Source organism: Clostridium sp. L2-50, assembly GCF_000154245.1.
Lineage (GTDB): Bacteria > Bacillota > Clostridia > Lachnospirales > Lachnospiraceae > Coprococcus.
The window spans coordinates 1-21,912 of sequence record NZ_DS480324.1 but is presented as its reverse complement, the minus strand read 5'-3'; the positions used below and the strand labels follow the sequence as shown (position 1 = coordinate 21,912).

Here is a 21,912-nt window from a genome sequence, read left to right as displayed (position 1 = left end):
ATCCCGAACCTTTGTTTAGTAGCTATTACCGTAGGTAATACTATTTCCTTTATGAGCAACCTCAATTTTAGACCAATTACCTTTACCAACATTTGAACCCGAAAAAGAACCATTTCCATTCTTGACATATGCGTAATGATCTTTAGTTGAATGATATGCGTGTGCATAATCTTCATTAATAGCAAGAGTATTATAACCATAAGTCAAAACACCTTTTCCGTCATCAGATGTAGTGCTCAATTCCCACTTTTTATCAAATGTCTTATTCCCGTTTGTAACAGAAAATGCCATTACTGGAATTGATGAAGAAATTAACATTGCACTAATAGCTACCCCTACAATCACTTTCTTTGCTCTCATAAGTTTTACTTCCTTTGATCTGCTGTATTTCTATTTATATTTTATCAAATATTTTGTATCAAGTCAATCAGTATCTTGACTTATATAGCGTCGAATTGTAAGATATATTCCTTGTAAAATTAACCAAAAGAACAACAGATTTATTGATAATGCTTTTTTAATTACTTCTCCAAAATAAATGATGACAGCCGCACTTGTCAGTATCATCAGTAGGGTAATAACATCCCAACAGTTTTTCTTATATAATTCTATAACCTTTATTTCTATCAGTATTGCCAGTATCCCTGTCCCTGCCACACATATTCCAACAACCAATATCATCAATAACCAATATATGATTCCGGCTATAATCTCATTTGGAATTTTTGTGCTGATTTGTGCCACAGATTGCCCGGCATCAATCGTCCAACCGATAAAAGTTTGTATGAATGATGCTGCATCATGGAAGAATGATTTGCAATCGGAAAGGAACACATCTGACTGTACTGCCTGAAAAAGAGTGGTTGTCAGCGAATACCATGCAAGAAGGAACAAGGTTGTTTGGAACATTACCGTTTTTGCTTTATATTGTCCTGCAAGTTGCTCTTTTTGTGTTTCGTATCTTGCTTTTGCATTCTGATAGGCTGTCCGGTCACAGGCTTCGCATTTTTTATAGAGTACCGGCTTTTCTACCGGTATCCCTACGATTTTCTGATGTGTCCGGGCATAATCCCGTTGTTGTGTTAAGCATCGTATTTTATCTTGACATTCCTCTATCGTGACGTTTGCGCTTCGCAGCTTCTCTTTCTCGCTCCGCAATGCTCTGTCTGCCAGCTTCAAGTCGTTCTTTAATGCTTGAATATTCCCGGCTCTGTTCTCTTTGTTTAATTTCTCGTTCAAGGTCAGAGATTCGTTGAGCTGCGTCTTCAGTTCCACGATAAGCTGGTCTTTCTGTTCCAACTCTTCTTGTATCTCCTCGGTCAAGAGCAGAAGTTCTTCCAACTGTTCGGCGTTCTTTAATTCTCTGGATTCGTTCATCTATATCACGTCCTTTCTCTACCTGCTGTTCCAGTTCAGCAATTCGGTGTTCTGTTTCAGTAATAAACTGTTTTCGCTGTTCAGCTTCTGTGCCAATATCTGCCATTGCTGATTTTCGTTTTCCAAAAGTTCTATCTTCGTTTTCTGTTCTTCCATCTTGGAAAGTAGTTCCTCGGTATTTGGCAAAATGTTGAGCAGCTCGGATAACTCGCTGTTTAATTTTTGCAATTTCTGATTCTGTTCCTGCATAAGAGAGAGTTGGGTGTCCCGGTTCTGCATTTCCAGAAGCATTTCTGCCATTAAGGTCTGCTGTTCTTCGATTTGCCCAATCATGGACTCCATTAAGGGTATAATTTCCCGGCTTTCTTCTAATGTCATTTAATCGCTCCTTCCATAATGATAATGCACCTGATACTTTCCCAAAGGTGTCCAGTATCTTTTGCAATAACGTGTTTTGTTGTTTTATGATTTGATTTTCCGCTACTTTCCACGAACCTTTTATTTCCTGCCCGGCAAGAAACTTTTGTTCAATCTTTCTTGCGTCAGCACCTTCATGGATGGTAGGAATCTGGAGTTTTCCCTGCTTTTCGTAAGAACGGTGATCGACCTGATTATGCAAAGGCAGATGTTCATTACACACCTTTGCCCACTCGCTCCGCCACAGTTCACAGTTTTTTGGATTGTTCCATCCCGTAGCATCGGTCAGTACCCGTTTCCATTGCAGGCGGTTTCTTGCACCAATCTTCTGGATTCCGTTTTCATCTAATACAGGGATACGGATTCCATGACGGTCAGGGTTTTTCTTATCCTGCCACCAGTTCGGATGGGATTCATCAATCACGATATTTCCGCTTTTATCTCTGACAAAATCCCAATCTTTGACTTCTTTCTTCCCCCAAGAATGATCCGGGTTAAAAGGGCGCATTGTCAGAAGCAGATGGACATGAGGATTGCCATCCCCTTTGTCGTGGATACTCCAATCAGCACACATTCCCTTATCCACAAATGTTTTTTTGATATAGTCGGCTGTATATTGAATCTGTTCCTGTCTGCTCCATTCTTTGGGGAGGGCAAATTCAAATGACCTGCCAAGTTGGGCATCTGCACTTTTTTCAATCTTCAATACCTCATTCCATAACCGTTGTTTCTGAAATGTGATTTTAAATTTTTCTAAAGCAGCTTCTTTATCTTCTGACCTTTTGTATCGGACAGATTTTTGAAAGCGTTTTATATTTTCTTCTGGTACTATCTGCCATTCAGGAGGTGCGTTTTCGCACATCATCAGACTGGTGTAGACCACTTCTTTTTTAGAAGTGTAATAACTGATTCGCCCGGTTTCCTCGTTTTTCATCACATCCCCATTGAGATATGCGGAAGCGGAGATAACAGATTTCCCTTTACTTCGTCCGACTATTTTGATTGTGTAATGAAAAATCGCCATGTCTGGATTCCCCCTTTCTGCACATCCGGCATAGATTTCCGGCAACATTGCTTTCAGTTTTAGAAAAAGCAGTATTGCCGGAACGCCCTCTGCGTAAGAGTGCCCTGCGCATAGCAGCCTGCATGGAATGCGCCCCTCTGGCGAAGAGTGCCTCCTGCGGCATGAGCAGGTCTGGCTGAAAGCCCCGCCGACGGAACGAGCCCGGCAAGCGTGAGCGAAGACCGGTTGCCACTTGTGGCAAACTTATTGGGACGACCTCTGGTTGTCCATAAGTGCGCCCTTCATGAAAAAGCAATGAAGGGAATGAAAAACTCATCCCCCCCCCGCCATTACACTTCCTCCATATCGGTATGTGTTTCTTTCTGCATTGCCTTTGAAAAAAATTTCCCATTGGCTTCCTGCTTTTTCAGAAAACCAATCAGCTTTGGGATGTCCTCTTCCTCGATAGGCGCACCGAGAACGGATTCCACCGCACCGCCAACCTGACAGAGCCTATGGGTTCGTTTTTTACTTTCTTCGGCTTTCTTTCGTTTCAGAAGTTCTTTCTTCTGTGCTGCATATCGTTTTGCTTTTTCAAGGCTTTCCTGTTCCTTCTTTTCCATTTCAAGCATTCGTTCTTCATAACTTTTTGTTGATTTTGCCATGATTACATTCCCCTTTCTTTTACAAACATAAGTTCTCGGTTGCGTATCAGAAGAAGCACATGGTATAATCTTCTTGCGTGTAGGTATATCATGGCTTCGGTCTGATAGAACCTTTGGCGGTTTCTTTGGAAGCCGCCTTTTTAATTTGCCGCAGTTCTTGTTACGGCTTTTACATTTCCTCTATCCCTCAAATCACGACCTTCATTCGCTTCCATAAACATTTCCAGAATATCGGTTTTAATCAGGACTTTGCGACCAACCTTTAATACTGGAAGTTTCTTCCATTCTACAAGCTGTCTTAAGGTGTTTCTGCCGATTCCCGTATAGTCAGCAGCTTCTTCGATGGATAATGCAATTTTTCTTTGCGTCATATAATCACCTCCTTATAAATTGCATTATGCAATTCTTGTGATGTAAGTATATCCTTTTCATATCTTTTTGTCAAGCGTTACGAAATATTAAAAATAATTTTTAAGTTGCATATTGCAATTACAGAAAAACAATGCTATAATTCATACATACCGAAAAAGGAGGCAGTCAGCATGAAAGATAAAGAACTACGCAAGCTGATAGGCAGCAGAGTAAAACAGCGCCGTCTGGAATTGAATCTGACACAGCCTTATGTCGCAGAAAAGATGGGTGTTACCGCTTCTACAATCCTGCGTTATGAGAATGGTTCGATTGACAATACGAAAAAAATGGTGCTGGAAGGTCTTTCGGAAGCACTCCATGTATCTGTGGAATGGCTCAAAGGGGAAACAGATGAATATGAAACCGACATTACGGATAAGAGAGAGTTACAGATTCGTGATGCGATGGGAGATATTCTGGAACAGTTACCGCTTGCCCTTACCAAAGAAGAAGATGCTTTTTCAAAAGATTTATTACTGCTGATGTTAAAACAATATGGTCTGTTTTTGGATTCCTTCCAGTTCGCCTGCAAAAACTTCAAGGGGAATGCTGGTCAGACGGATATTGCCAAAACAATAGGGTTTGAATCGAATGATGAATATAATGAGATTATGTTCTTAAGGGAAATCACTCCTACCATCAATGCTTTTAATGAGATGGCAGACGTTGTAAGGCTCTATTCCAAGAAACCAAAAACAGCAGAACAAAGGCTTGCAAATCTTTTATCAGAAGTCTTATACGAAGATTCCGAATCGGTATAGTAAGACAACCGGAGTTATGATATACTTACACGCACGAAGCATTTCATCAGTTCCGATTGTCTAATATCGAAAGGAGACATACGATTATGGCAAAAGGATCTGTAAGAAAAAAAGGAAAGAAATGGTACTACCGCTTCTATGTAGAGGACGCAAGCGGCAATCTTGTTCAGAAAGAATGCGTTGGAACAGAAAGCAAAAGTGAAACTGAAAAGCTGCTCCGTCAGGCAATGGATGATTATGAGAAAAAGAAATTTGTTGCCAAAGCGGAAAATCTCACAGTCGGACAACTTCTGGATGTGTGGGCAGAGGAGGAATTAAAAACAGGTACGCTCAGCAATGGTACTGTGGAGAATTACCTCGGAACAATCCGAAATATTAAGAAACATCCGCTGGCAGAACGGAAATTAAAAAATGTAACCTCTGAGCATTTGCAATCTTTCTTTGATTTGCTTTCCTTCGGGGGAGTTCATCCCGATGGAAAAGAGAGAAAGGGTTACAGCAAAGATTACATCCATTCTTTTTCCGCAGTCATGCAGCAGTCTTTCCGCTTTGCAGTATTTCCAAAACAGTATATTACGTTCAATCCCATGCAGTATATTAAACTGCGGTATCAGACGGATGAAGTGGATTTGTTTTCCGATGAGGATATGGACGGAAATGTCCAACCAATTTCACGAGAAGATTATGAAAGATTGCTTGCTTATCTGCAAAAAAAGAACCCAGCCGCAATACTTCCAATCCAGATAGCCTATTATGCCGGGCTTCGTATTGGAGAAGCCTGCGGTTTGGCATGGCAGGACGTAAATCTGGAAGAACAATGCCTTACCATAAGACGCAGCATCCGATATGATGGCTCAAAGCGCAAATATATCATCGGACCAACCAAGCGGAAAAAAGTAAGGGTTGTTGATTTTGGAGATACACTGGTAGAGATTTTCCGTAATGCCCGGAAAGAGCAGTTAAAAAATCGAATGCAGTACGGAGAACTTTATCACACGAACTACTACAAAGAGGTCAAAGAGAAAAACAGAGTGTACTACGAATATTATTGTTTAGACAGAACAGAGGAAGTCCCGACAGATTATAAAGAAATTTCTTTCGTCTGTTTAAGACCGGATGGTTGTTTGGAACTTCCAACTACTTTGGGGACTGTTTGCAGAAAGGTGGCAAAAACATTAGAGGGATTTGAAGGCTTTCATTTCCACCAGTTACGTCACACCTATACAAGCAACCTTTTAGCAAATGGAGCTGCCCCAAAAGATGTGCAGGAATTGTTGGGACACTCAGATGTCAGTACCACAATGAACGTCTATGCTCACTCCACAAGAGATGCGAAACGAAAATCAGTTCGGCTTCTTGATAAAGTGGTGGGCAATGACTAAAAAATTTCCCTTATTTCCCTTGTGATTATCTCATAAGGGCAAAAATAAGGGAAACTACATATCATTTCACTAATGGACAGGCGGGAAAGCCTATAAAATGGGGAAAGTTAGAGGAATAATTATATAAATTCTAGTTTTTGAAACTGAGAAATCGGAATTTAACGGAGGAATCATTATGTGTGGAATGACAACTGATTTATAAATAAAAATAAATCGGAGGTTTATATGAATTATTCAATAAGAGAATTAAAACAAGATGGAAATAAGGTATTAGATACTTTTTTGTACGAGGCGATTTTTATTCCCGAAGGAGTTTCTGCACCGCCCAAAGATATTATTAACCAACCAGATTTGCAAGTATATGTAAAAGACTTTGGTAAGAATAAGGGAGACTTATGTTTGGTTGCTCAAGTTGGGGATAAAATTGTTGGTGCCGTATGGGTTCGGATTATGAATGATTATGGTCATATAGATAATGAAACACCGTCTTTTGCAATTTCACTTCTTAAGGAGTATAGAAACTATGGTATCGGAACAGAATTAATGAAACAGATGCTAACAAAACTAAAATTAGAAGGATATAAACAAGCATCATTATCAGTTCAAAAGATGAATTATGCTGTCCGTATGTATAGGAAGATAGGATTTGAAATTATTGATGAAAATGATGAAGAATATATTATGATTTGTAAATTATAGACACTTGCAAATTCAAATTTGCTTATTTTAACCAAATCGGACCGACAATAAATATTCCCCAAAAGAGAACTGTAATAATGACTAAGGCTTCAGATACAGACCAGTAAATGATTTTATATTTTTTTACCGTAAGAGGATATATAAAATATATCAGTACAACTAATAGCTGTAAAATGATAAATAGTATTGTTTCCTCAACCGTTGCAGATATGAAAAAGTCAGCAGCGCCCTTTGCTACACCCTTACCTATAAGCCAGATATTGACTGCCAAAAAAGAAACGATTGAAAGAATTAGCTTTACACCAAATCTATTCATGTTATTCCCCTCCAAATTCCGATTTTCTTGATTCCACAAACTGAAAGTTTACTTTCCCTATTTCTATCATTTAGTAAAATTCAATAATTCTTGAACCTTTTCTCGATATTCTTGGTTATGATCTAACCATATTTCTGTATGTTCACTATCAGTTACCGTCCAAATCATTTTAATTTCTTCATTTTGTATTGAATCATATATTTCTTGTCCCATAAACTGTGGGGTTAATGTATCTGCTTCACTGTTTATTACCAAAACCGGAATTTCAATATCTGCAATTTTGTCACATACATTTGCATCATCATAACTAAATCCCAATTTCATTTTGTTGATAATGTTGCCACAGAATGTCATGTAAGATATAGGCAATCCAATATCCATCTTTCTCATTTCTTCTTCTACCATCCATTTCATATCACTAACCGGACAATCTAGAATCAGAAAATCCACTTTGTTTTCAACATCCTTATCTCCCATTGCTAATCCTGCAGTTGCTCCACCAAACGATGTACCCCATATTCCTATCACTTGCTCCGGTGCATGGCTATAGACATAATCAATGTAATCAATCAAATCATATTTTTCCCAGTATCCAAATGTAGTATATTGAGCTGTATTTTCGTTGCTACTTCTCTGGTCATAAGTCAATACATTATATCCTTTCTGTAAAAACATTTCTGCTAAAGGATAATTGGTATAACGATTTCCACCAAGACCATGCACTAAAATAACTGTTGGATTATTCTTATCTCCTTCTTCACCAAGAGCATATATGTAATCTGCCGGTATCATATGTTCATCAAAAGTTGAAGTGATTTCAACTTTTTCTATAGTATATGTACTGCAGAAAACATCATAATCCATATTATATCTTTCCCAAAAACTATCTTTCACTTTTGAAGTATCTTCACAAGTAACCAATTGAGTAGACCCCATGAAAACTTGCGTCCCTATAAAATAGGACATTCCCACAAACAAAAGTAAAATAACTATAACTATTATCAACAATATTTTTGTCCATTTCTTCATCGTTTTCTCCTAAAAATTCCGATTTTCTTGATTCTACAAACTTGAAATTATCAGTTAGATAAATGATAAAATTGTTCTTAACTTAAATCAAGAGTTGTATAGCCAAACTCGTTGATATGTCTTTGCAAATTATGAAAATCTATCATGTTTTTATTTTTCCGAAATAGTCCTTTTTTATTAAACAATATTTTAGTATGTGCGTATGTGCTATACAATTCGATATATGGCGGTTCGGCAGTGATATTTCTTTCTCCGATACAGTTTCCTCTACTGTTGGGATATTTCCGATTGAAATTTATAGTACATTCTTTGTATGTCAACCAATGCAAATCACTAAATTTTATTCCATGCTCATCAATAGAAACAATATTCTCGTAGGAGACTTCTTTAACCTCAAGATGGAAATAATGATGTTTTGATTTAAAATACTCGACAGCTGCATTGATATGTTCCAGAAAAAATGCGATTTGTTCCTCCGTCAAACTACATTCCCATGGATAGTTGTTAGCCATTCCTGTTTTCCCGTATTGATATGCTGCCATACTATATTTTATTTCCGGTTTTATCCATTTTACAATCAGAAAATCGTTTTCCTCAAGCAATATTTCAGCGTTTCCTGTTGAAAGAATTTGTGCTTTTATTGCCTCTGTTTCAGCTGTCATAAATAAAGTTCCTTTCCTAACAAATACCAATTTCTTAGTTTTAAAAACGCTTGATATCATTTTATATTCATTGTGAATCTTCTAAATACACTATACATCTGTTAACATCTTTTGGAGAATAAAAAACCGGAACTTTCTTCTTCATAAACAACTTTTTGTCACTTTGAAGCATATTCTCTAACTCTGGTTCTATTCCTTCTTCGTAATCTCCATAATGCCCGATCGTGAAGCGGCACTCATGTTCCATATTATCTTTTGTCTTAAATATAATATGAGCTTCGGTATAGGGCTGGTTAAAATCATTAACTAACGTTACATCTTCGATGATCCCCTCGACCAGATTCCATTTTATAATCACGGAAAATCGATTGACCAAATAGATGATAGGAATAATTGCAAAGAGAGCAGCTAAAAAAAGCCATCTGTTAAAAAGTCCGGCAATGATTCCGGGGATAGCCGTTATAAGCACCGCAATCATACACCTTTTACATGTTCTCTTTAATACTTTACTTTTGTATTTCCCCATTATCTTTCAGCTTTCCTTACAATTTCACCATCATGTCGGATTCATATTTTATAATCGTTGAAAATCAAAGTATTACAAACACTACTACCAAACATCCAACGAATCCCACGAACCACGGTATTATAAAAGATAGAAAATTTGCTTTATTTTTTCGAAGCAGAATCATTGCGGTTATCATTATGGCTAACCATGCGAACATAATAAAATATCCAAATGGTACAAAAAACATATCCTCTACATAATCTTTTGTGCCGGGAGAAGTTTCAGGAAAAGCAAGCACCCACCCCAGTAATGCTAAGTAACTACCAAGCGTTCCTTGCAGAAGCCCTAGTATTCCCAAGCATATTTTCTTGATTGCATTATTCATAATAAACACCTCCAAACAAAAAATAAACTACCGGACCAGTCAAAATTTAAAGAACCAGAAAAGCTTCCCGCCATATGGATTTTTCTTACTGAGCAACCGTGCTGAAACTGCATGGAATAATAAAAATGCACCGCTTATGAGAGTCATCACCAGTTCAAACTGTGATAAGACCGACATGGAATTATCACTATAGCCTATATAAACATTCTTACTGCCCAGAATACTGCAATTTCCCTCATACCAGAACACATCGGCACCATTGACCGGTGAATCCGCCTTAATCTGCAGCACCGTATAAGTTGGTCGAATACCTTTCCCATAACGTGATTTGTAATTTCTGACATCATTTCCGCTATGTACCTTAACATGATTGGAGCTCTGCCGAGAACTTTGATATGTTACAGTTCCTGTTGTATGATTCTTCGCGCAGGCATATCCGACCACCTGCGTCATACCCGCCACAAAGAAAATCAAAGCAACTACAAGTGCCAAAATCTCAGCCGTATAGAATGCATCCACCGATTTGCTCTTCGTTTCTATCTCCTCATCACGACTCCATGGTTTATTACGGAAATTGCGAATTGCTGATGGTAACAGGCAGATTGCGCCAACCAACCCCAGCAAGGATAAAATCAAACATATAAGTACCGGTGTCTTTGTTCCGATAACCAGATCTGCGTTCACTCCCTCTTCTGTCGATTCATCCATAAATGTGATGTTACCACTTACCAACACCTTTTCATCCTGTTTTAGATGCGACTTGCTTCCGGGATAATAATAGTGGAAGAATATCGTTCCTCCATTCTCTCTGGCTCCGTCTACCTTTAATACTGCATAGCCGCTTGTCCCATGCTTGTCCACACCCGCAACCGTTGCCGGCAATGCATTCGATGAAAGCAAAGAGAATCTCGGCACACAATAAATCGCAGTCACAGCAAACAAAACGACACACACAATGGCAATCACCATATTTGAAACATTCTTCCTATCATTTTTCATTCCGGTTTACTCCCTACATAACCTTTGAAATAAAATTTTCGTCAGTCCCCCGACTTTTTGTCTTATATATTCTTATATGTTTTATTTATTTTTATATATTTCTATATACTTTCATATATGTTATATATTTTTATATACTCAAACTTCGCACTTGAATAAGTTCCTATGCACCTAATCCCATAAACCACGGTATTATAAAAGATAAACTGAAAGTTTCCGTTGCTTATCTTGATTTTTATATAAAACCTCTTTTTTTTGCTTCTTCAATCAATATAGGTTGAATTAAAGGATATGTCCAATTATCAACTAACTTATCTGAAATCAATATTTTCTCAATCTCACAATGTAATTCCACAAATGAGCTAATGTCTGCAATAAATAACATTCCAAAAGTTTCATCATCAATATTTTCATTTACTCGTGTCTTTCCTTTAACAGAATACACACATATTGGTTCAATTTTAAAATCAATTGCCCCTGTTTCTTCTTGTAATTCTCTTTTGGCTGTTTCAAAAATACTTTCTCCAGGTTCTCTGTGACCGCCTGGCACTTCATAAGTCTCTCTTTCTTTGTGTTTACAGAATACCCACTTGTTGTCTGTTTTTGATATTATTACTGCAAACTTCAAAAGTTCATCTGCGACATTGTCATAAAATTTTACTTCTACCATTCTACCAATACCTCGTCAAATTCAAAGTTTCTGTTGCTTTCAATCTCTCCGCATGACTGAAAGTTTTGAGTGCCTTATATTTATCTAAATAATTTTTGCATCTGCTTCTCGAAGCTTTTTAAAATATTTTTCTTTATTCTTATTAAACATTGTTCCGATAGCTGATTCATTAAGTATTACACTATAGCCTTCTTTTATGGCCCCTAACGCAGTCAATGCTACGCACCCACCACCATCAACTCCTACGATTTCAACACATTTAATCTTATGTGCTTTTAAGAACTCATTAAGTTTAGGATTGCTAAATGCATTTCCCTCATATTTTATGAAAACATAATCAGATACAACATGAAGATTGCTAACTAGTTCCACTTCTTCAGTTCCTTCATAAGCCTTAAATGGTGCAAGCTTATTTATTAAATTTTTCTTCATGATATTTTTGATATAAACAACCACATTACTTTCATTTGCGTCAATAACTTCGTTTACAGTTTGAATCAGAATTTCATTATCATATTTAAAGTATGTAGCGTGATTTTTTCCAACACATACATTCTGCATATCAATTACCAACAATGCTTTTTTCACTTTCTTTCCCTCCGTCATCTTCAAATTCATCTAATACTTTGCATTTTTATATGAAATCAATATATGTGCAGGTGCAAATAATAGTGATGCCACAATCAATAATACAGACCTGCTCATAATTCCACTGAAGATGAAAATTACGGATGGAATAATAGATAATGTCAATGCTTTAAAAATCGTATTATTTCTAAAACAAATAATCCATATCACACAATAAAGTATAATTAAAACGACATTTGCTATTAAATATATCGCAAAAGCTTCATCAGACCACCAACCGAACCAGGTTCCAGGAATATTAACAACCATAAATCCGAAACACCCAAATCTTCCTATCTGTTCTACAACTTCAACACCTTTATTATTCCACTTATTTTCAAAACCATCTTTATACTTTAATGTAAAAATAATATTGGGTACCATGATTACTGCTATAAATACTGCCCCAAAAATGTTTATCCACTCCATCATGTTCTCACCTTCAAATTTCGATTTTCTTGATTCCACAAACTGGAAGTTTCCTTTGCTTTTATCTTTTGTATTATCTTATTTACAATAAATACTATAATAGATACAATCAAAAACCAATAGTATAATTGACAAAAATATCTCTATATGCCGAAGATGCTAATTCAGCAGTTAGTCCCCTAAACCATACATACAAAAAAGCCAATAAAATTGTTGGAACATACACCACAACTAATTTAATTGCAAAATTCTTTATATGTATATATCTAATTAGTGAGTATGCTAAAATCACAATTAAAGTAATAATTGCACGGTCTAATTCGTGCCAGTTTCCTGTTGGATCTTCATATATCCCTTTTGAAAGATAAGAAATACTATTTACTATTGTCGCAATTGTATATAAGCCACAATATATTAATAACGAATCCTTTAAACCTCTGTTCCATATGTTTTTCATGTATTGTTTCCTCCGTCAAATTGGAAGTTATGAATGAACGTTCTCTCGTTTTTTCTGAATCCAGATGCTAATTATCGTTGAGATTGCTGTCATTACAGCCAGTAACACATAATATAACGAATCTTGATTGATATCTACCACTCCCATCAATGTGTTTGTCCATCCATGTAGAATCATGCAGAACATGACAGCTCTGGTGGCATCATAAACCATAGATAACCAATAGCTAAGCGCCAGTCCTAAGACTGCAAACCAGATAAATGACATGCCCTGATGTGAATTGCCTTCTATGAACCAGAGTGAAATATGCCAAATGACCCATACAATTCCAACGATTAATGTTGCTAAAGGTGCAGAAACTTTCTTCTCCAGAATCGGCAACATAGTACCTCGCCAGCCAAGTTCTTCATTTCCACCGTACAGGAACGCAGCCTGTATAAATATGATGAATCTCTTTTATCTTTGCTTTCTGCTTTCTTTTCAGAACTCTGTGAAATGCCTTTTCTGTTTCATTGCTCATAGGGACTTTGCGGTTTCCGCTTGCTGTCTTAGGCTCGGCTATGTAATATCCGTCCTTGTCCTTTAAAAGCTGATGATTGACATGGATAGTATGCTTTTCAAAATCCAAGTCCTTTTTTGTCAGTCCGCAGAACTCTGATATTCGCAAGCCTGTTTTCAGCAGGATAAATATATCATCATAATATTTCTGATAGGTTCTGTCCTGTCTGATTGTCGAGCGACACATTGTAAATCGTTGCATATCGGCGATTTTATATTTGTTTTGCCTTTTGCTTTTTGTAATAGTCCCCCCCTGTTAGATAACGGGGGCTTAGAAAGCTCGCTTCGCTCGCATAACCGCCAAAGTGAACCAGGCACTCGCCAGCAGGCTGGCGTGGCGATTTGTCTTACAACCGCCACCGTGTCTGGATCACTCCGTCGGTTGCTGTTTGCGTCCTTAAAAATACGTTTCTAAAGCAGGGGATAAGAAAAGGACAGAAACCTTTGTCCCTGTCCTTATCCTTGCTTATCTGCTTCTTCTGCGTTTGAAGAACAATGCTGTCAGCATTCCTGCAAGGGAAATGACCGTTACCATACTCAACAGCAAAATATTTGTACTATCGCCTGTCTTAACTGCTGTATCTGGCTTTGTAGAAGTAGTAGGCTGTTCTTCGTTGGAAATCATAGAAATGACTGCTGTTTCTTTATAATCGCAACGTTCACAAACACGTTCTTTTTTGCCTGTTTCTGTGGTTGTTGCTTCCTTGATGACTTTCCATGCTCCCCACGTATGACCTAACTCATCTACTTCGTTTCCTCTGTAGCTATAGCCACAATTTCTGCAGTTATATGTCGTATATCCTTTCTCTGTGCAATTTGGTGGTGTAACGACTGCAACATAATCATGTTCGTTTACAGTAAACTGTAGCTCCGTTGTTGCTATTTGAGCATTAGCTGCTGTTACAGTAAGCGTTGCCCGATATATACCTGTTGCTAAACTGTCTTTTGGTGCTACTGCTACTTTTAGAGTATCGTTTAGCTGGATGGTTGTAGTACCATCACCACTCAACTCGAACTTATCCTTATCTGTACCCGTGATAGATATATCTACATTCTCTAAATCAACATTTCCGCTATTTGTAATCGTAAATTCCTTTGCGGTAATTGGTTGATATCCTACGCAAGTTCCTGTAAATGTTCCGTCACCACTTAAAAGCATGCTGTAAACTTTCTTTGTTGCAGGTGGCAGTGTGATATTCACATCACTTATCGGCGTACCTGAAATGGTAAAACCATTTTTAGTCATTTTTGTCACTGTCAATCCGTTCAAGCCTTGGATTCTGTCCTCATAACCATCCGGAAGAAAATATCCGTCAACAGCTTCTACTATAATATCTGTAATTGCCTTGTTTGGAACAACTTCCTGCACACCATTATTCGATGTGATATTCAATCCCGCACCCGCAACAATATTCACAGCAGTTTCTTGTTCTTTCTCTGCCAAAGCCGCATATGTGATTCTATTTGCTGTATCTGTTGTTTCCAGCCATATCTTGCAATTCGCAAAATTATCTAAATTCATACCACTTGCAGAAACTTCTGTTTCATTCGTAATTTGTTTCGCATACGCACCATTGCTGTTTTGCGCAACCAGATATGTACCATTTGGAACATCTGTTAAGATAACCTTGCTACCATCATAAGAAATTACGGCTGAACCTAGGTTCTTGCTATACTTACCGGCGTCATAGCGTAATGTAAACGCTCCATCTCCATCCGTATCCTGCAATGTTAAATTACCTGTAGATGTTGCTGACGGAACAGCCGATGCAAAAAGAATCGTTGATGAATTCAGTTCAAAAGCAGGTCTTATTTTTTCTACATTGCTTGTTTGAGCTCCATTAAAAGCAGGATAATTCTTAGAAGGCCACGCAGTCAAAACATCATTTCCATCATTCGGATCATCATTACTAACAAATGGTGAACGAATCCAAAATAATTCAAGAACAGATTCTCCCCAATAACTTGGATCAATACGAAGACCGTCATTCAAATCATTTGCGCTGTTCTTTCCCACAGTAATGTGATTATAATCTTCTTGGTCTCCATAAGCCAAATATAGCTTGTCCGTCGTGGAATAGACGCTGTTGTTTTTCGTATCATCCGTATAAATCGTTGTTTCATTTATCAGTGCCTGTTCTGAACTTGTAAAAAAAGAAGCTTCCATCTCTTTTAAGGTAACATTCCTTATATAGCTCGCACCGTAGTGATTCGGGAAAACTTCTGCTGGTTCTCTATCAGGATAGGTACAGTTCCACTTATCATCATATGTTTTATTGTCCATATAATTTGATTCAAATTGTACATCATCTCTCATAGAACTTGCAGAAAAAAACGTTATGCTATCATTACTTTGACTTCCTGCAATCCACCACTGTTGATTGTTATTTCCGAAATAGACTTTTGCAGGATTTTTCACTCCGTCATTATCATTTGTATCATAGTTTTTTAATTCTTCAACAGTTGAAAACTGCTCTTTCGTTGGCGATTGATTTTCCTCTGCATGAACGCTGGTACTAAACGTCGGAAACATAGTCAATACCATTGCACTTACCAGCAAAAATGAATAAGGCTTTTTCAAATATCTTTGTTTCATATTTACTTTCTGCTCCTTTCCTTGATTTTTCTCAAAAGGTACACCTGTTAATAGCCACTATATCATTATCTAGTATAGCTGAAAACGCCTGTTTTTTCAATAAACAAATCATTTAGAACAGCTTTGAAGATGTTATTTTTGCTAATATTGCCAGATTATATTTTTTGCAAAAGGTGTACTTTGTGATAGTTCAGAATAGACTACCTTTGCTGTAATAAGCGGTATTCACTTAATTTCCGATAGAATGTAGCTTCGCTCATTTTACATACGTTCAAGACTTCCGACAGAGGAAGCCTTTTCTTTTCCCATTCACGGACAAGCTCTCCAAAGTTCTCTGGAAGCATGATTTCTGGTCTGCCGAATTTTACGCCCTGTGCCTTTGCCACAGCTATGCCCTGTGCCTGCCTTTTTCTGATGTTCTCACGCTCATTTTGTGCCACGAAAGATAGTATCTGTAATACAAGGTCAGCGATGAATGTACCCATTAAATCTTTCCCGTTCCTTGTGTCCAGTAAGGGCATATCTATGACACATATATCAATCCTTTTTCTTTCGTCAGTATTCGCCATTGTTCCTGTATCTCAAGATAGTTCCTGCCTAGACGGTCAATACTTAGGATATAGAGCAAATCACCTTTTTTTAGCTTTCTGACGAGCTTTTTATATTGCTGACGCTCAAAACTTTTTCCAGACTGCTTGTCTATGTAGATATTTTTAGGAAGCACGTTTCTTTTTGAGAGTTCGACAATCTGCCGTTCTTCATTCTGGTCTATACTTGACACTCGTACATATCCATAAATCTCTGCCATTTATTATCAATCCTCCTTTGCTATGGATATAGAAAAGTATCATAAACAAAAAAGCACCTTACTGTAAAAGTAAAATGCTTTATAGAAAAATATATTCACTTGTTATTATCTTTCCATTTCTGCCTTTAAGAAGCTACGCCTTATCCCACAGCTTGTAAAGAGCGTTGACACATTGCGTTGCAACAGGCTCTTGACACGCCGTGAACTAAGACATTGATAGCGAACAAGCAGAAATGAGATAGTATGTTGTTTCACGACATAGAAAAAGACGCTCTATTTCAAGCGTCGATTTCTTATAACTCTGTATTTCTCTTTATAAGTCGTTACATCAGGCTCTTTCATTTGTTGTAATTTCGTTGTAAATTTCCTTATTTTCTTCTTGCTATTTTGCTGATAGATACTGTATTTATGCGGTATTCCTCAATTTGGTATCTGTTTTTGGCACAAAAAAAGAAAGCTCGTCGATTAGGACGAACTTCTGTGTTTTATGGAAGTATTTGCTTTGACTGCTTCACAAGTGTATCTATAACTTCATAAATTCTGTTTCTATCTTCAGGAGCAAGTTTTTCAAGTTTCTCATTCAGCATAGAGTTCTTGACTGTGTATCCCGTTTCCAAAACATCTGTAAGAACCATATCCGATGATACACCTAAAGCATTTAGTATCTTTATGAAAGTTTCGAGTGACGGAATTTTCTCTCCACGCTCAACCATACCAATATAATTTGTTGTCAAGTCTGTTTTCTCAGCCAAATCTTCTTGGCGTAATTTCTTCGCAAGTCGGAACTTTCTTATATTCTTGCCGATTGTATCGAGCTTCATCACATCACCTCCCTTAGTGTGCTTCACTCATTTGGACAAAGGGGTATGAAATGCACACCCAAAATCGCTACTTTTGCAAAAATTTCTTGAAAAAATTTTTTCTGAACGAAAAAAAGCCGCCTATTTCCTCAAAATTGAGGTCAATAGATGGCGGGTAGAAATATTCACAATTTTGGTGTATAATATGAAATCCAGAGAAAAACAAATCGGAATTTATCTATCTGCATCGCAGCCATCTACAAATATCGACCACCTGCACACCCTGATAATCATAAGTTTCATGATGGGTCCTTGCAATTACCATCTTAGGATATGCATCTCGTATTGCAAGCAATGGCGAATATTCCCTCTCAAATGTTGTTTCATCTGAAATATTGTCACTTACCTGAATGTATATCAGTGTGTCTCGTTTCTTTGCTACAAAGTCCACTTCTTTTTTATAAAGTTTACCAACATATACCTCATAACCTCTCCTTCGTAACTCCAGATAAACAATATTCTCATAAACCCTTCCAAAGTCCATATTTCGTGTACCATTGACTGCATATCGAAATGCTGGATCACAAAGATAAAACTTACTATTGTTTTCGAGATATTTTTTCCCCTTTAGGTCATACCGTTTTGCCTCATAAAATAGAAATGCGTTCTCTAAATAACCAATGTATTTTGATACTGTCTTTCTGGTAATCTCTCTTTGGTCATTATTTAATGTCTTGCAGATATTATTGGGAGAAAGCAGGTTGCCAATATTATCCATCATAAATTCAGATATACTGGCAAACTCTGATGTATTTCTTATTCTATATTTCTCAACCAAATCTCTTATAAGAATAGTCCCATACACATCTCTGATATAATCATACTGTCTATCCTCTGTCTTATATACATAGGCTCCCGGCATACCACCGGTTCGGACATACTGATCAAATGCATCATCAAATCCATCCGTAATTCCATAATAAGTCAGATATTCCACAAAAGAAAAAGGATATACCTTTATTTCCATCGTTCTTCCGGTAAAAAGTGTTGCCAAATCTGAACTTAACAAAAATGCATTTGAACCGGTAACATAAATATCATAGATTCCTTTTGTATAAATACTATTGATTGCAAGTTCGAACTGAGGGCACATCTGAACCTCATCAATCAATAATACGTTATTCATTCCCTCTTTATATTGACCCAAGATATACTTATGCAATGCATGATATTCCAGCAAATGATCAAACTCTAATTCCTGAAGGTTTATCATTACAATATTGCTCTTTTCCTCTAACGACTGCAGATAAGTGATAAATTCCTGTAGCAAAACAGACTTGCCGCTTCGTCTGATGCCCGTGATTACTTTTATATCTGGCGTCCCATATAATTCAATCAATTCATCTAGATACTTTTGCCTTACAATAAACTGCATATCACTATCTCCCATTCCCATTTTTTGAAATTTCTTTATATTTTGGTAATACATTTCATGTATATTCTAGCACAGTCAGCTGCTTCTGTCATTATTCTATTCCCATTTTTTTAAATAATTCATTTTCTGGTAATAGCATTTTCTTATAGAGCAAAAAAGCAGCAGACATTTCGTAAACGCATGGTTTGACGTTTACATTCTATCTGACTATATTTTCATTGTATCACAATTCAAAATAATTATATCTCCACCATCCGACATAACCGCAGCCTGCACATATTTATTTATGACATAAAATATGATGATGAACGGTATGCCATCAATCGCAACCTTATTTGCATTTAACTTGCCATTTTTATAATATGGTTTTAACAGTTTCTTCGGTAATGCCTTCAGGTCATCGAGTACGGCACCGCCAATATTCTTCTTTCCCATAAGCACCACCTACAAACTTGTATCCCGGCTCTTTTTCTTCGTTTTTTCACGCTGCCGGTTCTTGTCTTTCTGTTTCTTCTGTGACTGCTCCTTCTTGTCCTTGATTCTCTCCGTAAGCGACTTATCCTTCTTCGGATTATGTTTTCTCGCCGCTTCCTTGATTTCCTCCTTTGCATTTGGTGTGATACTTCCGGATTCCAAAACTTCATTCTTGTGATCCTTGATCTCAAATCTCGTAGAGAATCTTGACAGTGTTTCCACATCATCCATATTTATCTCACCATTATTTACAAAGTCAGCCGACATAACCTCCTTGCCCTTATCATCGTAAAGTACAAGTGTCTTGGTCATTTCCTTCTGCTCCTCAAGTACCTGTTCGGAAGCCATCTTCAGTAATGCTGCCATCTGGTCTATGCTTTTCACTTCACAGAATGCAGTATGCGTGATGGAACCATCTGCCCTCGTTACCTTTTTCATATCCACCGGAATATGACTTTTCTTACAGGCTTTCTCTAAAAGCTCCGCTGTTCTCTCATCATTCACATCAATATGCGTGACATCTTTGCCCTCTCTGTTGAATCCCTTTAATGAGCCATGCGTTTCCTTATAATTCGACATTACCTTATCGACAACCTTGCCGAGCAATGTCTCCTTCTGTTCCTCGCTCATACCAGGATTCTGCTGTTCAGACCGCTTGCACGCATCTGCAATGGCAGTAATCAGATCTACGCTGACAGTCACAATCGCCTTTCCTGTCTGGAACGACTCCTGCGTCAATTCATCGACCATTGTTCTGTCCTCCCGATATTATTTTCTCTATGCTTCCTGTCCTGTGTGGGTGGTCTTACCCACGGAATACCATTTTTGCTATACATCAGGTATCCTCCTTCTTTTTTATTTGAACTTCTGGACAATTTGTCCAAAAGCTGCTCTCTTGTTCTTTGTCCATGAAAGGACAAAAAAAGAGCATTCATGCTTTTACACATAAATGCTCTGACGCTGTTTTATTATAAAATTGTCTTATCTGTTGTTCCCTACAAACTGGAATTTGACGCTCTATTAATGCTATTAAACCCAATCAATAGCATTCTTTACAAGTTTGACAAATGGTTCACAGGTCAGATTTTGGGTAGTGTGTGCAGGAACGATACAGCAGATTTTTCCCTTGCCATAGGTGTGAATCCATACAGCAGGCTGAACGCCGTTCTTTGAAACGGTTTCTGCAAGAATCGTTGTATCAGCATTCGGAATCATTTTCATTACATAATGTTCGTCAAAATCAGGGAATGTGAATTTGCCAATGCCTTCAATAATCGGATGTTCTGCTATCGGTTTTACAGTAAGCGGACATTGTTCGGGATGAGTGATAAAGTTACTTCTTACAACATTTGTGAGGATTGCGTGATTTTCTGTGTAATCAGTAAGTGATGCGTGAAGCATAATCGTTCCCATACCATTCTGAATATCATTCAGAAATTTCTCCGTCCATTTTTTCATCACACCAGATTGGAGTAGGAATCTGATCATTTTCAATAGGATCTTTGAAAGACAAAAACAAATCAAACTGCCCCTTGAAATAATCATTTGGATTCTTTGTGAATGTTACTTCATAATCTGCGTTAAACAGATAGTTCATCATAGGCTTGATGGAATCATCGTGATGCCAGTAATCGTGTACCAAAACAAATACTTTTTTACTCATAAGTTATACGTCCTTTCATCACCATTTTATGGCTACGTTTTTGTGAATTCTCGTTTTTTAGATGTGCGTTAAATTCAAATTTTCATGTGTTCGACAAACTGGAAGTTGTTTATCCAAAATGAAATGGAATAACCATATCAAGTAAAACTGCAAGAACTATACTAATCGTTCCCATTAGCGCAGAACTCCTCAATGTGTCTCTCCTCAAAACAATAAGTCCAATAATAAAGACTATCACTTCCAAAACAGATTTTGCATTAAAATACCAGCATCCATATACAAAGCACATATTGAACAATACTGCCAAAATCAGCGCTGATAGTATAAATGCCAGTTTGCTTTTCCCCTTTGCATACCAACAGACAAAAGCCAATAATGGAGAAACAGCTGTAAATCCAAACCAAATCATCGCATAACTTCTTGGGAAAAATCCTGCAATATAGTTTGAATACAAATAGTAGCTTGCAACCATACCAACAAAGAATACAAAAACATTGATGCTTGCTCTTATTGCAGAATTGCTATAAATAGAAATACACAGTGCAATCAATATCCAGATTGCAAAACGCCCAAGAAAATTACCAATATCTAAGACTCCATTTATTGCCATAAGCACACCTGGAAGTTCAGTTTGACGAAAATCCAGATATTTTGAGAAAGTTCCCAAAGCTATTCCGAGAAACAATATCGCTATGGTATTTATAAGTTTTCTATTATTGGATATTGGATTTTCTGCATTCCTTATATCATCAAAAAATTAGAATCCACCACAGTGCGAGTC

At 37.3% G+C, this 21,912-nt stretch carries 28 protein-coding genes and 1 pseudogene; 3 read left to right on the top strand and 26 right to left on the bottom strand.

Annotated features, from left to right (window positions below; genetic code table 11):
• Positions 1-15: 15 nt before the first annotated feature.
• The 5 genes from mdcF to CLOL250_RS09625 all read right to left on the bottom strand — a co-directional run bounded on the left by mdcF (position 16) and on the right by CLOL250_RS09625 (position 3,833).
• Positions 16-360: a broad-spectrum bacteriocin mediterrocin MdcF gene (mdcF, locus tag CLOL250_RS09645; protein ID WP_008402210.1), complete on the bottom strand. Its 345-nt coding sequence runs from the start codon at positions 358-360 to the stop codon at positions 16-18.
• Positions 361-423: 63 nt separating this feature from the next.
• On the bottom strand, positions 424-1,158 hold the full coding sequence (locus tag CLOL250_RS09640; RefSeq protein ID WP_008402209.1) for a DUF6040 family protein: 735 nt from the start codon (positions 1,156-1,158) through the stop codon (positions 424-426).
• On the bottom strand, positions 1,097-2,818 hold the full coding sequence (locus CLOL250_RS09635) for a MobA/MobL family protein (protein ID WP_040893156.1): 1,722 nt from the start codon (positions 2,816-2,818) through the stop codon (positions 1,097-1,099). The genes CLOL250_RS09640 and CLOL250_RS09635 overlap by 62 nt, the downstream gene beginning before the upstream one ends.
• Positions 2,819-3,147: 329 nt before the next feature.
• Positions 3,148-3,462 (bottom strand): hypothetical protein, encoded by a 315-nt coding sequence (locus CLOL250_RS09630; RefSeq protein WP_005608351.1) that lies wholly within the window; start codon positions 3,460-3,462, stop codon positions 3,148-3,150.
• A gap of 140 nt (positions 3,463-3,602) precedes the next feature.
• Positions 3,603-3,833 (bottom strand): helix-turn-helix domain-containing protein, encoded by a 231-nt coding sequence (locus CLOL250_RS09625; RefSeq protein ID WP_004843519.1) that lies wholly within the window; start codon positions 3,831-3,833, stop codon positions 3,603-3,605.
• Positions 3,834-4,004: 171 nt separating this feature from the next.
• Between CLOL250_RS09625 and CLOL250_RS09620 the strand changes: the two genes are divergently transcribed.
• The 3 genes from CLOL250_RS09620 (at position 4,005) to CLOL250_RS09610 (ending at position 6,715) form a co-directional block, all read left to right on the top strand.
• Positions 4,005-4,634, top strand: coding sequence for a helix-turn-helix domain-containing protein (locus CLOL250_RS09620; RefSeq protein ID WP_008402208.1), 630 nt, complete (start codon positions 4,005-4,007; stop codon positions 4,632-4,634).
• 86 nt (positions 4,635-4,720) lie between these two features.
• Positions 4,721-6,016, top strand: a complete 1,296-nt coding sequence (locus CLOL250_RS09615; protein WP_005608354.1) for a tyrosine-type recombinase/integrase — start codon at positions 4,721-4,723, stop codon at positions 6,014-6,016.
• A gap of 225 nt (positions 6,017-6,241) precedes the next feature.
• Complete coding sequence (locus CLOL250_RS09610; protein WP_008402207.1) at positions 6,242-6,715, top strand: GNAT family N-acetyltransferase; 474 nt, start codon at positions 6,242-6,244, stop codon at positions 6,713-6,715.
• Positions 6,716-6,737: 22 nt separating this feature from the next.
• On the opposite strand, the gene CLOL250_RS09605 is transcribed toward CLOL250_RS09610, so the two are convergent.
• The 21 genes and pseudogenes from CLOL250_RS09605 to CLOL250_RS09500 form a co-directional block, all read right to left on the bottom strand.
• Positions 6,738-7,031: a hypothetical protein gene (locus CLOL250_RS09605; RefSeq protein WP_004853536.1), complete on the bottom strand. Its 294-nt coding sequence runs from the start codon at positions 7,029-7,031 to the stop codon at positions 6,738-6,740.
• Between the two features lie 66 nt (positions 7,032-7,097).
• A complete protein-coding gene (locus tag CLOL250_RS09600; protein WP_008402206.1) occupies positions 7,098-8,060 on the bottom strand; it encodes an alpha/beta hydrolase in 963 nt (320 codons plus the stop codon).
• 77 nt (positions 8,061-8,137) lie between these two features.
• The gene (locus CLOL250_RS13415; RefSeq protein ID WP_049941073.1) at positions 8,138-8,722 is read right to left on the bottom strand and encodes a hypothetical protein; all 585 of its coding nucleotides are present in this window, start codon (positions 8,720-8,722) and stop codon (positions 8,138-8,140) included.
• A 67-nt stretch (positions 8,723-8,789) separates the two neighbouring features.
• A complete protein-coding gene (locus tag CLOL250_RS09590; protein WP_227572967.1) occupies positions 8,790-9,200 on the bottom strand; it encodes a hypothetical protein in 411 nt (136 codons plus the stop codon).
• Positions 9,201-9,312: 112 nt separating this feature from the next.
• Complete coding sequence (locus CLOL250_RS09585; RefSeq protein WP_008402205.1) at positions 9,313-9,615, bottom strand: hypothetical protein; 303 nt, start codon at positions 9,613-9,615, stop codon at positions 9,313-9,315.
• Between the two features lie 39 nt (positions 9,616-9,654).
• Positions 9,655-10,614, bottom strand: coding sequence for a hypothetical protein (locus CLOL250_RS09580; protein ID WP_008402204.1), 960 nt, complete (start codon positions 10,612-10,614; stop codon positions 9,655-9,657).
• Between the two features lie 235 nt (positions 10,615-10,849).
• A complete protein-coding gene (locus tag CLOL250_RS09575; RefSeq protein WP_008402203.1) occupies positions 10,850-11,284 on the bottom strand; it encodes an NUDIX hydrolase in 435 nt (144 codons plus the stop codon).
• Positions 11,285-11,368: 84 nt separating this feature from the next.
• On the bottom strand, positions 11,369-11,872 hold the full coding sequence (locus tag CLOL250_RS09570; RefSeq protein WP_147554327.1) for a cysteine hydrolase family protein: 504 nt from the start codon (positions 11,870-11,872) through the stop codon (positions 11,369-11,371).
• A gap of 30 nt (positions 11,873-11,902) precedes the next feature.
• On the bottom strand, positions 11,903-12,379 hold the full coding sequence (locus CLOL250_RS09565) for a hypothetical protein (RefSeq protein WP_008402201.1): 477 nt from the start codon (positions 12,377-12,379) through the stop codon (positions 11,903-11,905).
• A 70-nt stretch (positions 12,380-12,449) separates the two neighbouring features.
• A complete protein-coding gene (locus CLOL250_RS09560; RefSeq protein ID WP_008402199.1) occupies positions 12,450-12,797 on the bottom strand; it encodes a DUF6608 family protein in 348 nt (115 codons plus the stop codon).
• A 27-nt stretch (positions 12,798-12,824) separates the two neighbouring features.
• Entirely contained in the window at positions 12,825-13,220 is a 396-nt protein-coding gene (locus CLOL250_RS09555) for a CPBP family intramembrane glutamic endopeptidase (protein WP_274922272.1), read from the bottom strand.
• Entirely contained in the window at positions 13,204-13,557 is a 354-nt protein-coding gene (locus tag CLOL250_RS13410; RefSeq protein ID WP_274922271.1) for a tyrosine-type recombinase/integrase, read from the bottom strand. The genes CLOL250_RS09555 and CLOL250_RS13410 overlap by 17 nt, the downstream gene beginning before the upstream one ends.
• A 264-nt stretch (positions 13,558-13,821) precedes the next feature.
• On the bottom strand, positions 13,822-15,951 hold the full coding sequence (locus CLOL250_RS09545; protein WP_008402195.1) for a hypothetical protein: 2,130 nt from the start codon (positions 15,949-15,951) through the stop codon (positions 13,822-13,824).
• A 200-nt stretch (positions 15,952-16,151) separates the two neighbouring features.
• Positions 16,152-16,759: pseudogene (locus tag CLOL250_RS09540) on the bottom strand (recombinase family protein).
• A gap of 485 nt (positions 16,760-17,244) precedes the next feature.
• The gene (locus CLOL250_RS09535; RefSeq protein ID WP_044945854.1) at positions 17,245-17,580 is read right to left on the bottom strand and encodes a helix-turn-helix domain-containing protein; all 336 of its coding nucleotides are present in this window, start codon (positions 17,578-17,580) and stop codon (positions 17,245-17,247) included.
• Between the two features lie 217 nt (positions 17,581-17,797).
• Complete coding sequence (locus CLOL250_RS09530) at positions 17,798-19,033, bottom strand: ATP-binding protein (protein WP_342413221.1); 1,236 nt, start codon at positions 19,031-19,033, stop codon at positions 17,798-17,800.
• Positions 19,034-19,201: 168 nt separating this feature from the next.
• Positions 19,202-19,429 carry a hypothetical protein gene (locus CLOL250_RS09525; protein WP_044945850.1) on the bottom strand — a complete coding sequence of 76 codons (228 nt, stop codon included), beginning with the start codon at positions 19,427-19,429 and terminating at the stop codon, positions 19,202-19,204.
• Between the two features lie 9 nt (positions 19,430-19,438).
• Positions 19,439-20,218, bottom strand: coding sequence for a hypothetical protein (locus CLOL250_RS09520; protein WP_008402188.1), 780 nt, complete (start codon positions 20,216-20,218; stop codon positions 19,439-19,441).
• Positions 20,219-20,497: 279 nt separating this feature from the next.
• Positions 20,498-20,926 (bottom strand): ThuA domain-containing protein, encoded by a 429-nt coding sequence (locus CLOL250_RS13405; protein ID WP_008402186.1) that lies wholly within the window; start codon positions 20,924-20,926, stop codon positions 20,498-20,500.
• Positions 20,895-21,131: a hypothetical protein gene (locus CLOL250_RS14195; RefSeq protein WP_008402185.1), complete on the bottom strand. Its 237-nt coding sequence runs from the start codon at positions 21,129-21,131 to the stop codon at positions 20,895-20,897. The genes CLOL250_RS13405 and CLOL250_RS14195 overlap by 32 nt, the downstream gene beginning before the upstream one ends.
• A gap of 109 nt (positions 21,132-21,240) precedes the next feature.
• Positions 21,241-21,741, bottom strand: coding sequence for a hypothetical protein (locus CLOL250_RS09500; RefSeq protein WP_274922270.1), 501 nt, complete (start codon positions 21,739-21,741; stop codon positions 21,241-21,243).
• Between the last annotated feature and the right edge of the window lie 171 nt (positions 21,742-21,912).

Excerpts from the sequence above, each read along its gene's own strand:
- mdcF (WP_008402210.1), bottom strand. The coding sequence starts at position 360 with ATGAGAGCAAAGAAAGTGATTGTAGGGGTAGCTATTAGTGCAATGTTA.
- CLOL250_RS09635 (WP_040893156.1), bottom strand. The coding sequence starts at position 2,818 with ATGGCGATTTTTCATTACACAATCAAAATAGTCGGACGAAGTAAAGGG.
- CLOL250_RS09630 (WP_005608351.1), bottom strand. The coding sequence starts at position 3,462 with ATGGCAAAATCAACAAAAAGTTATGAAGAACGAATGCTTGAAATGGAA.
- CLOL250_RS09625 (WP_004843519.1), bottom strand. The coding sequence starts at position 3,833 with ATGACGCAAAGAAAAATTGCATTATCCATCGAAGAAGCTGCTGACTAT.
- CLOL250_RS09620 (WP_008402208.1), top strand. The coding sequence starts at position 4,005 with ATGAAAGATAAAGAACTACGCAAGCTGATAGGCAGCAGAGTAAAACAG.
- CLOL250_RS09615 (WP_005608354.1), top strand. The coding sequence starts at position 4,721 with ATGGCAAAAGGATCTGTAAGAAAAAAAGGAAAGAAATGGTACTACCGC.
- CLOL250_RS09610 (WP_008402207.1), top strand. The coding sequence starts at position 6,242 with ATGAATTATTCAATAAGAGAATTAAAACAAGATGGAAATAAGGTATTA.
- CLOL250_RS09605 (WP_004853536.1), bottom strand. The coding sequence starts at position 7,031 with ATGAATAGATTTGGTGTAAAGCTAATTCTTTCAATCGTTTCTTTTTTG.
- CLOL250_RS09600 (WP_008402206.1), bottom strand. The coding sequence starts at position 8,060 with ATGAAGAAATGGACAAAAATATTGTTGATAATAGTTATAGTTATTTTA.
- CLOL250_RS13415 (WP_049941073.1), bottom strand. The coding sequence starts at position 8,722 with ATGACAGCTGAAACAGAGGCAATAAAAGCACAAATTCTTTCAACAGGA.
- CLOL250_RS09590 (WP_227572967.1), bottom strand. The coding sequence starts at position 9,200 with ATGATTGCGGTGCTTATAACGGCTATCCCCGGAATCATTGCCGGACTT.
- CLOL250_RS09585 (WP_008402205.1), bottom strand. The coding sequence starts at position 9,615 with ATGAATAATGCAATCAAGAAAATATGCTTGGGAATACTAGGGCTTCTG.
- CLOL250_RS09580 (WP_008402204.1), bottom strand. The coding sequence starts at position 10,614 with ATGAAAAATGATAGGAAGAATGTTTCAAATATGGTGATTGCCATTGTG.
- CLOL250_RS09575 (WP_008402203.1), bottom strand. The coding sequence starts at position 11,284 with ATGGTAGAAGTAAAATTTTATGACAATGTCGCAGATGAACTTTTGAAG.
- CLOL250_RS09560 (WP_008402199.1), bottom strand. The coding sequence starts at position 12,797 with ATGAAAAACATATGGAACAGAGGTTTAAAGGATTCGTTATTAATATAT.
- CLOL250_RS13410 (WP_274922271.1), bottom strand. The coding sequence starts at position 13,557 with ATGCAACGATTTACAATGTGTCGCTCGACAATCAGACAGGACAGAACC.
- CLOL250_RS09545 (WP_008402195.1), bottom strand. The coding sequence starts at position 15,951 with ATGAAACAAAGATATTTGAAAAAGCCTTATTCATTTTTGCTGGTAAGT.
- CLOL250_RS09535 (WP_044945854.1), bottom strand. The coding sequence starts at position 17,580 with ATGAAGCTCGATACAATCGGCAAGAATATAAGAAAGTTCCGACTTGCG.
- CLOL250_RS09525 (WP_044945850.1), bottom strand. The coding sequence starts at position 19,429 with ATGGGAAAGAAGAATATTGGCGGTGCCGTACTCGATGACCTGAAGGCA.
- CLOL250_RS09520 (WP_008402188.1), bottom strand. The coding sequence starts at position 20,218 with ATGGTCGATGAATTGACGCAGGAGTCGTTCCAGACAGGAAAGGCGATT.
- CLOL250_RS13405 (WP_008402186.1), bottom strand. The coding sequence starts at position 20,926 with ATGAAAAAATGGACGGAGAAATTTCTGAATGATATTCAGAATGGTATG.
- CLOL250_RS14195 (WP_008402185.1), bottom strand. The coding sequence starts at position 21,131 with ATGAGTAAAAAAGTATTTGTTTTGGTACACGATTACTGGCATCACGAT.
- CLOL250_RS09500 (WP_274922270.1), bottom strand. The coding sequence starts at position 21,741 with ATGGCAATAAATGGAGTCTTAGATATTGGTAATTTTCTTGGGCGTTTT.